The following is a 10,461-nucleotide window of genomic DNA, read 5'->3' on the forward strand; positions in this document are numbered from 1 at the left end:
AGACAGGCGGTCAGGAGAGCCGGAACAGGCCCATGCGCGCGTTGTGTTCACGCTGCAACCGGGCCACGATGCGCGCCGGACCCAGTACGCCCCGCTGGAGCCGTCGGGCCGCCTCGATGTGGTCCGCGGTCCACACGAGCCTGATGGCGGTCGAGGAACGCCGGCTCCGCTCGTCGCCGAGATCCCGCTCGACCGCGCCGATGAGCCGCTCGTCGGCGCCGGTGTCCTTGCCCTCGGCGTCCGGCACCTCGCCGACGCCTGTCAGCGCCCTCGCCGTCGCCTCGTACCAGGCGGCCAGCAGGTCGCCCGCGCGGTCGATCTCCGCGCGCGCGGCCGTACGGTCGGCGGCCGAGGGCGACTCCTCCCGCTCCCACAGGTCCAGTACGGCGTCGGCGGTCAGCCGGAGCACGGCCACGGCGGTCACCAGGGTGGTGACGTCGGTCAGCGACAGGTGCTTGGTGCCCCGTTCCGCGAGAAACCCCCGGAAGGCGTCGTCCAGCCGCCGGGCCGCCCCCGCCGCGCGAGACCGCTCCTCGTCCGGAACGGGCGCGGTCCGCACGAGACCGTCGCAGCGCGTCACGCCGTAGTCGAGCGCACCGCGCAGATACCGCGCACTCTCGGAGAAGCCCTCCGCCAGCGCGTGACCGAGGACGGACGCGGCACCGCGCGGCCAGAACAGCAGCCCCACGACCACGCTCACCGCACATCCGATCGCGACGTCCTCGATCCGTACGATGCCCACGGTCCAGCCCGTGGGTTCCAGCAGGTTGAACAGGATCAGGATCGAGACGGTGAACCCGGCCTGCCCGGCCGCGAAGGAGATCGCCGCCGGGGCGAATCCCGTGAACAGGACGGCGACGGGCAGCAGCACCCACAGCAGCGTGGTGTTCGACCCGATGAGATAGATCAGCCCGCCGCCGACGACGATACCGACGGTGGTCCCGGCGATCGCCCGCAGCGAGTTCTGCCCGGTCAGCACAGCACTGGAGCGCAGCACGGCCAGCGTGCCGAACGCGACCCAGAAACTGTGCTGCACCCCCGACAGCTCCGCCACGAGCACCGCGAGCGCGAGCGAGATCGCGCCCCGGACACTGTTGTGCAGCCACACCGAGTGCCGCTCGGCGTGCGCCCCCGCCCGCTGCTGCGCCGACACCAGAGACGAGTCGGCGCCGTCGGGGCGCCGGCCGGTGATCTTCTGCCACAGCGTGCGCCGGCGCGCGGCCAGGATCAGATCGACGTTCCGCGCGATCGCGGACACGGCGAAGCTCATCTCCTGAGCGCGAAAGCTCGGCTCCAGCGAACTCACGAACCCGGTCGCGGTGCGCTCGCCCCGGCCGTCGGCGGGGATCGGCTCGGCCTGACCGCCGTCCGTGGTCTTCGGGCGGAACGCGGTCACGGCGCTCTCCATCGTGGACCGGGCCTGGACGAGGCGCTCCTGCAACGGGGCCAGCCGACCCCGGTCACCGTCGTCCGGGCCGCCCAGCGGCTCCGCGCTCGCCTTCAGCAGATCCGAGGCGGCCGTCTTCACCCCGCACACGATCGCGTCCGTGGGGCCCGTCGTCTCTCCCACCGGGGCGCGGTCCAGGATCGTCGCGAGCAGCAGCACCTCGTCGACGAGCCGGATCAGCACACGGGTCGACGTGGACAGCCCGGTGGGGCGGTAAGGGGTCGCGAAGAACGTGTCCCGCAGCGATGCCACCGCGTCGCGCGTCTCGTCCGAGATCGTGCCGAGCGCCGTCCGGTCCGCCGTGCCGAATCCGCGCAGCACACAGTCCGCCTCGGCCCGCAGTTGCGCGGCGAGCGCGCCGCACGCGCCGGCGGTGGCGGTCCGCAGGGGCTCACGCACCGGAGCCGGCCACAGGAACCGGATGGCGAACTGGGAGGCCACGCCCGCCAGGCCCCAGCCCGCGAGCCGGTCCGGAATGGCGCCCGCCGGGCCGGGCAGCGTGGCGGACAGGATGAAGCTGACGAGCAGCGAGGTGGAGGCCCCGGCCAGCGCCGAACTGACCACACCGGAGAACAGCACCAGGAAGGCCACGACAGCGGTGGACAGCGTGGACAGCCACACCTCGCGGGACACCAGCGTGCCGAGCGAGATCAGCACCGCCCCCGTCACGACCAGCGCGGCCTGCTCGGCGACCCGGTCCCGCATCGGCCCCCCGAACTCCACGAACAGCAGCATCGCGATCGACCCGAACGCGGCGAAGAGCGGGACGACGGGGCTGTCCGTGATCGCCCGGGTGAGGGCGAAGAGCCCCGGGGCGACGATCGCGGCTCTGACCGACCTCCGGAGCGCGGTGTAACCCGCGTCGCGCCGCAGCAGGGACCGCACGATGTTCACAGCAGATGCCTCCCCAGGCACGTTCGGCTTCGTAGGACCAGGGCGTCACTAGGACGTCACTCTGACAGCTCGTTCGATCAACGGACGCAAGACGCGGTACCCCGGCGGTCACGTAATCCGAGCGGTCACGCAAACCGTGCATCCGAGCGGTCAAGCCAGCCGTGCGGTCAAGCCAGCCGTGCGGTCACGCGATCCGAGCGGTCAGGTGACCGGAGGGAGGCAGGCAACGGGCGCGGAAGGCCGGAACACTCGGCGGCCGGCCGTGCGAACCCGCATCATGGCCCGGTGGACTACGAGCCGTACCGAGGTGAGCTGGTGGCGTACTGCTACCGGATGACGGGCTCGTTCCACGACGCCGAGGACCTGGTGCAGGAGACCCTGCTGCGCGCCTGGAAGGCACGTGAGCGTTACGACCCGACGCGCGCGTCCGTGCGGACCTGGCTGTACCGGATCGCGACGAACGTATGCCTGACCGCGCTGGAGGGACGTGCCCGGCGCCCGCTGCCCTCCGGGCTGGGCGGACCGAGCGACGATCCCGGGGCGCCGCTCACCCCGGCGTCGGACATCCCCTGGCTTGAGCCGTTCCCCGACAACCGGTTCGACATCGGCGTGCGCACCGACATGCGGCTCGCGCTGGTGGCGGCGGTGCAGGTGCTGCCGCCACGGCAGCGGGCCGTGCTCGTGCTCCGGGAGGTTCTGGACTTCAGCGCCGCCGAGGTGGCCGCCCAGTTGGGTACCACGGTGGCCGCCGTCAACAGCGCCTTGCAGCGGGCCCGGGCCGCACTCGCCGACGCGGGCGACCTGGGCGAGGTAACCGAACCGGACGATCCGGAACTGCACGCCGTCGTCCAGCGGTACATGCGGGCGTTCGAGGCGGCCGACGTTCCGGCGCTGGTGCGTCTGCTGACCGACGCGGTCGTGCTGGAGATGCCGCCGGTGCCGCTGTGGTACCGCGGCAGCCACGACTACGGCCGGTTCATCCGGAGGGTCTTCGACCTGCGGGGGACGGGATGGGCGATGCGAGCGCTCACCGCCAACGGACAGCCCGCACTGGCCGCGTACGCGCCGCCCGGGCCCGGGCACGGACCGGACGGCACCCTGGCGCTGCACACCCTCCAGGTTCTCAGGCTCGCCGGCGGCCGGATCGCGCACAACGTCGTCTTCGCCGACCCGGCGGTGTTCGAGGCCTTCGGCCTGCCCCGGCAAATCTCCCGGGACGAATCCCGCCGGGCGCGATGAGTCCGGCCGGTGCCGCCGGTATGTACCGGTGAGCATCGACCGAAGGGACGACAACCATCGTGAGTGTCATCGTCATCGAGTTCATCACCCTGGACGGGATCGTGTCCGACCCGGACGGTTCCGGGGGCACCCCGGCCGGCGGCTGGGCGTTCCGGCACGGGCCCGAGACGGTCGCCGGGGACAAGTTCCGGCTCGGCCCCGTCCTGGACGACGGGGTCATGCTGCTGGGGCACCGGACCTGGCGGCTGTTCTCGCGGCTCTGGCCCGGCCGCGACGACCCGTTCTCCGCACGGATGAACGCCGTGCCCAAAATCGTCGCCTCCCGCACCCTGACCGACGCCTCCGCCTGGGCCAACTCCCGCGTCCTGGAGGGAGATCTGGCCGACGCCGTCAAACAGGAGCGGCGCGACGTGATCGTGACCGGCAGCCTGAGCGTCGTCCGTACGCTCAGGGCGGCGGACCTGGTGGACGAGTACCGGCTCCTCACCTTCCCCACGATCCTCGGCACCGGGGAACGGCTCTTCCCCGCCGGCGGTCCGCCCGAGTACCTGGAGTGCCTGTCGGCCGAGCGGGCGGGCGCCGCCGTGCTCACGCGATACGGGAGGCCAGGCTCCGTGTAAGTACGGGAGGCCGGGCCCCGCGACACGGGCGGACAGGGCGCTACAGGGGACCGGAGCGGCGTCACCCGCCCCGGTCCCGTGCCCGGCGTGCCGGCCGGTCGGTCCCTCTACGGCTCGGTGCCCCAGACGAGCGCGCCCGCCACATAGACGGTCACCTTCGAGGCGTCCGCGTACGAGGAGTTGGCGCCGTGGCTGTAGTCGTCCGACTCGTCGAAGTTCGACCAGTCGGATTTGGCCAGGCGCAACTGGAGATCACCGCTGTCGGCTCCGGCCGCCAGCGAACCCGAGGTGAAGCCCACCTCCAGGTAGTGGTCGGCGCCCGTACGGTTCGGCGACACCGCGCCCACCGAGGTCTTCACCGTCGAGCAGCCGAGCTGCGCCCAGTCGCAGAAGGTCTGGTAACCGGCCGAGGACGACTCTCCGGTGAACCAGTAGCGGATGGTCACCTTGGACAGATCGGCCGTGCCGGAACCGCCGTTGACCAGCCTGAGGCCGGGCCTGATCTGGTTGTCGCCGGTGGACGAGTCGTTGTTCTTGTACTGGGCCTTGAGACCCGGTGTCCCACCCCCGCCGCCCGAGGACGCCTTGGTGGTGGCGGACACGGCCGCCGAGGCGGCCGACACATTGCCCGCCGCGTCCTTGGCCCGCACCGTGTACCGGTAGGTCGTGGACGCGGAGAGACCGCTGTCGGTGTAGGAAGTGGTGGTCGAACTGCCGACCTTCGTCCCGTCGCGATAGATGTCGTATCCCGTGACGGCGGTGTTGTCCGTGGAAGCTGTCCAGCTCAGGGCCACACTGCTGCTCGTGGTTGAGCCGACGGTGAGGCCGCCGGGAACGGTCGGGGCCTGCGTGTCGCCGCCACCGCCACCCGATCCGCCCACCGGCGGGCTGGCGTTGGCGAGCAGCTGGCGGAACTGCGCGGAGAACCAGTGCCCGGCGAGCGGGGAGTTGGGCAGCGCGCCGGTGAGGTTGTTGCCGTTGCGCCCGTTCCCCGTGTAGGTGGGATCGCACATCCGGTCGAAGCTCTTGCCCTCGTCGTTGTCGACGGCCTGGCTGGCCCCGTCGGACTCACCCGGCGGCTTGGCCCACACATAGGCGTCGATTCCCGTGTCGGGCGCGGTGGTCGGACGCTCACCGAGGCCGGCCCCGCTCTGGTTGCACCAGTTGCCCGCGTGGATGCGCCGGTCGACGCGGCCACCGTCCACGTACGCGTCGACGCTCGTCGCCGGACCGGGACCCGTCGGCCGCGCCGGACCGCCCCAGCCGTTGCGCGAGGTGTCGATGAGCATGCCGATACCGGCGTCGAAGCCCTGCCCGACCAGCGCGGTGCGCAGACCCTGCGCGTACGAACTCTCGTCGTTGTACTGGTTCCAGTCGATCCACTTGGACTGGCGCACCGTCTGGCCGTTCACGGTGTCCGTCACCTTGACGTAAGGCTCTTTGGTGGCCGAGTAGTTGGCGGTGTTGACGATGAAGCCCGTCACGTCGTTCACGGTGGCGCCGTTGGAGGTGGCGGCCTTCTTGAACTCCTGGGCCGACGGCACGAGATTGCTGTCCCAGCCGAGCCAGCCGTGGTGGCCGGCGTCGATGTAGTTGTAGGTGTTGGGCAGCGCGCCGAGCTTGTGCAGGGCGTAGCCGACGCCTTTCTCGTAGTTGCCGTTGGCCTTCATCGTGGCGCACTCGGGAGTGGAACCGGCGGTGCCTCCGGCGTTGGTCACCAGGTTGGGCAGCGAGTCGGGCTCGATCAGGTTGACGATCCGCAGACTCGCGTAGGCCGGATCGGCGAGGATCGCGGCGATCGGGTCGATGTAGTCGCTCTGGTACGTGGCGAGTTGGTCGGGGCCGAGTTCGCCGTTGGAGGCGAGCGCGGCGCAGTCCCGCCCCGGCAGGTCGTAGATCACCAGTTGGACGAGGTTGGCGCCCTGGGCCTTCGCCGCGTCGAGATGCGCTTTCAGGCCGCGGGCGCCGGGAGTGCCCTGGATCGCGGCCATCCGGTCCAGCCAGACGAACGTCGGCTGGTTCGACACCGCCGAACCACCCGGCTCGGCAGCCGCCTTGGCCGACCAGTCGGGGTTCACATACGCCTTCGCGCCGACGTACGGGTTGTCGAGTTTCGCGGCGGCCGTCGCGGTGGCCGGCAGGGCGGCCACCGACAGAGCGCCGAGCAGAGCGCCGGCGGCCAGAACAGCGGTCCGCTTGGGGCCACTTCGGCGCATGGGGGAGTGGGGTCTACGGGAGATCATCGGTCAACTCCGGGGGAGAACGGACAGGTACGGACGGTGCGGGTGCGGGTGCGTGCTGGTGCGGGTTCGCGGACGCCCCGTGCGGAAGAGCGCAGGACAGGCGGGGCGGGCGAGGGCGAGCGGGCAGGACGAGGACGCGACCGTGTGCGTCGCGCGGGGTGGAGCCGAAAGGGCTGCCGGACAGGAGCGCACCACGGCGGCGGTCCGGGCCCGGGCCCGGGCCCGGCGTTTCGTCGTCGTGCGCTGACGCGGTGCCCGGTCGCCGAGATGACGGCGGGGACAGGGGCACCGAACGTGGGAGCGCTCCCAAAGTGCGGCGCCTCGACCGTGGATGTCAACACCCCTGCGAATAATGGGCTCCTGACATCCTGTCGGATTTGCGCGATCATGGTTGCGGGTGAGCGGCCCCGGGTGGGCGCGGTCCAGGTGGGGGCGGGTGCGGAGGTGGTGGCGGGGGCTTCGCGGCTCACGCGCCGTTGTTCCGCCGAGCCGAGCCACCGAGGCGATCATTGCGTGAAGTATTGACGCGGACACGCTTAGTGGCTTCCATGTGCGCAGTCCGGCTTCGACGAGCCGGCCGTCGGGAGCGGGACACTCCTGCCGGTCCTCGGGAGCCGTCAGGCCGGATGCCCGGCCGCACTTGCCTGGCGGCGGGGGCTCACCTGTGCCGAACCCGTTCGTCTCGTACGCGCTCCTCCCGTACCCGCTCATCCGCCTGCCTGTTCGGAGACGTGCGCCCATTGATGGGAGCGCTCCCACCCGAAAGGACCCCCACCATGCGTCACCCACCCGCAGCTCGTGTCCGGCGCGCCCTGGTCGCGTTCGTCGCGGCAACCCTCGCCGCGTTCGTCCCCCTCACGGTCGCCGGACCCGCACAGGCTGCCGCCGCGCCCTCCTCCCCGTCGAGCGCGGCGGCAGCCGCCGGTGCCGGGTACTGGCACACCGACGGCCGACGCATCCTCGACGCGCAGAACCAGCCGGTGCGCATGGCCGGCGTCAACTGGTTCGGCTTCGAGACCGCCAACTACGTCACGCACGGCCTCTGGTCACGCGACTACAAGTCGATGATCGACCAGATGAAGACCCTGGGCTACAACACCATCCGGCTGCCCTACAGCGACGACATCTTCAAGGGCACCCAGCCCAACGGCATCACCTACGCCAACGGCCTGAACACCGACTTGCAGGGCCTCAACTCGCTCCAGGTGATGGACAAGATCGTCGACTACGCGGGCTCGATCGGCCTCAAGGTCGTACTCGACCGCCATCGCCCCGACTCCGGCGCCCAGTCGGCACTCTGGTACACCTCCGCGGTCCCCGAGACGACCTGGATCTCCGACCTCAAGGCGCTCGCGGCCCGCTATCAGGGCAACACCGCGGTGATCGGCATCGACCTGCACAACGAGCCGCACGACCCGGCCTGTTGGGGCTGCGGCGACACGAGTGTCGACTGGCGGCTCGCCGCCGAGCGGGCCGGCAACGCGGTCCTGTCCGTCAACCCCAGCCTGCTGATCTTCGTGGAGGGCGTGCAGACGGTCAACGGCCAGAGCAACTGGTGGGGCGGCAACCTCGCTGGCGTCGCCTCCGCGCCGGTGCGGCTGAGTGTCGCCAACCGCCTCGTCTACTCGGCCCACGACTACGCCACCAGCGTCGCCCAGCAACCGTGGTTCAACGACCCGTCGTTCCCGGCCAACATGCCGGCCATCTGGGACAAGAACTGGGGCTACATCTTCAAGCAGAACATCGCCCCGGTGTGGCTCGGTGAGTTCGGCACCACACTTCAGTCGACCGTGGACCAGAAGTGGCTCGCGGCCCTTGTCGACTACCTGCGCCCCACCGGCACGTACGGGGCCGACAGCTTCAACTGGACCTTCTGGTCCTGGAATCCGGACTCCGGTGACACCGGCGGCATTCTCAAGGACGACTGGCAGACCGTGGACACCGTCAAGGACGGCTACCTCGCCGCCATCAAGGCACCGGGCTTCGCCGCGGGCGGGGGAGGGGGCGGCGGAGACACGACCGCGCCCTCGACGCCGGCCGGACTGACCGTGACGGCCACGACCGCGTCGAGCGTGTCGCTGTCCTGGACCGCGTCCACCGACGACAAGGGGGTGGCCGGCTACGACGTCTACCGCGGCACCGGCAGGGTCGGCCAGGTCACCAGCACGACCTTCACGGACACCGGCCTGACCGCCGGAACCCGCTACGACTACACCGTGCGGGCCCGCGACGCGGCCGGCAACGTCTCTCCCGCCTCCACGTCCGTCACCGCGACGACCACCGGAACCGGGGGCGGCTCCGCCGGCTGCAAGGCCACCTACAAGGTGAGCAGCGACTGGGGCAGCGGATTCAACGCCGACGTCACCGTCACCAACACGGGTTCCTCACCCACCAGGTCGTGGCAGGTCACCTGGGACTGGCCGGGCAACCAGACCGTCTCCGGCATGTGGAACGCCTCCTACAGCCAGGTGGGCCGGACGGTCACCGCGACGAACGCCGACCACAACGGCGCGATCGCGCCCGGCGCTTCGACGGGCTTCGGCTTCGGCGCCGCACCGGGCGGCGCGGGCGCACCGGTGCTGAACTGCCGGGCTGGTTAAGGGCGTTGTGGGGAGCGGGCCGACGGGCGGCGTGTCACGTGCCGCAGCCGCGAGGCGTGACCGGACGCGTAGTCTTCCGGCGCACACCGGCCCGCTCCCTTACGCGCCACCCGCCGGAGACGCAGACGGAGACGGAGACGGAGGGGGACCGGAGCCGGCGAAGGCCCGAAGGCCTGAAGCCCCGAAGGCCCGGAGCCCGTCCCGAAGGTCCGGCGACCTGCCGGTCACGCGCTCCGCGACTTGCGTGCGGCAGCCGTCTTCTTCGCGGTCTTCTTGGCGGGCTGCTTCTCGGCCGTCTTCTTGGCGCCCTCGGCGGAGGTGGTCTTGGCCGCGCTCTTCTTCTTGGGCAGGTCGTGGACCGTCGCTTCCTCGCCCCGGGACTCGCGGGCCTTCGCCACGGACTCCTGGAGCGCGGCCATCAGGTCGACGACCTTCCCGGCGGGCTTCGTCTCCGGCGGCGCCTCGGGGGGCTCGGCCCCCTCCCGCTTGGCCTTGATCAGTTCGGCGACGGCGTCGTTGTAGTGGTCGACGAACTCGGGCCCGTCCAGGTCGTCGCGTGTCATGCGTTCGATGAGCTGTTCGGCTCCGGCGATCTCGTCGTCGGTGAGTTCCACCGGGTCGGGAACCAGGGAGGAGGGGTCGCGGACCTCGTCGGGCCAGCGCATGGAGTGCAGCACGATCACGTTGTCCCGGACCCTGAGCAGCCCCAGCCGCTCGCGCCCCGACCACGCGTACTTGGCGACGGCGACCTTCGCCGAGCGTTCCAGGGCCTGGCGGAGCAGCTTGTACGGCTTGGCCGCGGCCTGTCCGGCGGGCTGGAGGTAGTAGCCGTCACCGATCTGGATCGGGTCGATGGAGTCCACCGGGACGAACGCCTCGATCTCGATGGCCTTCGCCGTGGGCAGCGGCATCTCCCGAAGCTCCTCGTCGAGTACGGGGATGATGGTGTCCTTGCCCCACTGGTAGCCCTTGCCGATCTCGGACTGTGCCACCTCGCGGTCCTCGAGTTCGCAGACCTTCCGCACCCGGACGCGGGACATGTCCTCCAGATGGACTTGGTGCAGGTGGATGGAGTGGTCCTCGGTCGCGCTGACCACCTGGATCGGCACGCTGACCAGGCCGAACGAGATGGCGCCGGACCAGACGGTGCGGGGCATGCGAAACCTCCACGACAGGATGGACGAGAGGCCCAGCCGTGCTGGGGGCAGGCGTCACCAGTGTCCACCGATCCGCCGCGGTCAGCGACTCCGTGGCGATGATCGACCGGGGGCGTCGGGGACCCGGGCGAAGTCGGTGAGGAGGGCGGCGGTGAGCCGGTTCCAGGCCTAGGGCGTGTCGTTTGGATCAGGTGGCGCCGGAGTGCGGCGCCTTGTCGGCTGGGCCGAGCGGGGCAGGGTGCGTGCAGCTGCAAGGCGGAG

Annotated in this window: 6 protein-coding genes; 3 read left to right on the forward strand and 3 right to left on the reverse strand. The window is 71.0% G+C overall.

Going from position 1 to position 10,461, the window contains the following annotated elements; all coding sequences use genetic code 11:
- Positions 1-10: 10 nt before the first annotated feature.
- Positions 11-2,341 carry an FUSC family protein gene (locus AB0912_RS29575; RefSeq protein WP_366705157.1) on the reverse strand — a complete coding sequence of 777 codons (2,331 nt, stop codon included), beginning with the start codon at positions 2,339-2,341 and terminating at the stop codon, positions 11-13.
- A 285-nt stretch (positions 2,342-2,626) separates the two neighbouring features.
- Between AB0912_RS29575 and AB0912_RS29580 the strand changes: the two genes are divergently transcribed.
- Together AB0912_RS29580 and AB0912_RS29585 are read left to right on the forward strand one after the other, a co-directional pair.
- On the forward strand, positions 2,627-3,580 hold the full coding sequence (locus AB0912_RS29580; RefSeq protein WP_366705159.1) for an RNA polymerase subunit sigma-70: 954 nt from the start codon (positions 2,627-2,629) through the stop codon (positions 3,578-3,580).
- A 59-nt stretch (positions 3,581-3,639) separates the two neighbouring features.
- On the forward strand, positions 3,640-4,200 hold the full coding sequence (locus AB0912_RS29585) for a dihydrofolate reductase family protein (protein WP_366705162.1): 561 nt from the start codon (positions 3,640-3,642) through the stop codon (positions 4,198-4,200).
- A 107-nt stretch (positions 4,201-4,307) separates the two neighbouring features.
- On the opposite strand, the gene AB0912_RS29590 is transcribed toward AB0912_RS29585, so the two are convergent.
- Positions 4,308-6,416, reverse strand: coding sequence for a glycoside hydrolase family 6 protein (locus tag AB0912_RS29590; RefSeq protein ID WP_366705164.1), 2,109 nt, complete (start codon positions 6,414-6,416; stop codon positions 4,308-4,310).
- Between the two features lie 803 nt (positions 6,417-7,219).
- Here AB0912_RS29590 and AB0912_RS29595 point away from each other — a divergent pair.
- A complete protein-coding gene (locus tag AB0912_RS29595) occupies positions 7,220-9,043 on the forward strand; it encodes a cellulase family glycosylhydrolase (RefSeq protein WP_366705166.1) in 1,824 nt (607 codons plus the stop codon).
- A gap of 224 nt (positions 9,044-9,267) precedes the next feature.
- Here AB0912_RS29595 and AB0912_RS29600 read toward each other — a convergent pair whose 3' ends face one another.
- Positions 9,268-10,200 carry a Ku protein gene (locus AB0912_RS29600; protein WP_366705168.1) on the reverse strand — a complete coding sequence of 311 codons (933 nt, stop codon included), beginning with the start codon at positions 10,198-10,200 and terminating at the stop codon, positions 9,268-9,270.
- Positions 10,201-10,461 lie beyond the last annotated feature (261 nt).

The organism is Streptomyces sp. NPDC007084 (assembly GCF_040703595.1).
In the GTDB taxonomy this organism is placed as follows: domain Bacteria; phylum Actinomycetota; class Actinomycetes; order Streptomycetales; family Streptomycetaceae; genus Streptomyces.

Coding starts and splice junctions, on each gene's coding strand:
- AB0912_RS29595 (WP_366705166.1), top strand. CDS start 7,220: ATGCGTCACCCACCCGCAGCTCGTGTCCGGCGCGCCCTGGTCGCGTTC.
- AB0912_RS29600 (WP_366705168.1), bottom strand. CDS start 10,200: ATGCCCCGCACCGTCTGGTCCGGCGCCATCTCGTTCGGCCTGGTCAGC.
- AB0912_RS29590 (WP_366705164.1), bottom strand. CDS start 6,416: ATGCGCCGAAGTGGCCCCAAGCGGACCGCTGTTCTGGCCGCCGGCGCT.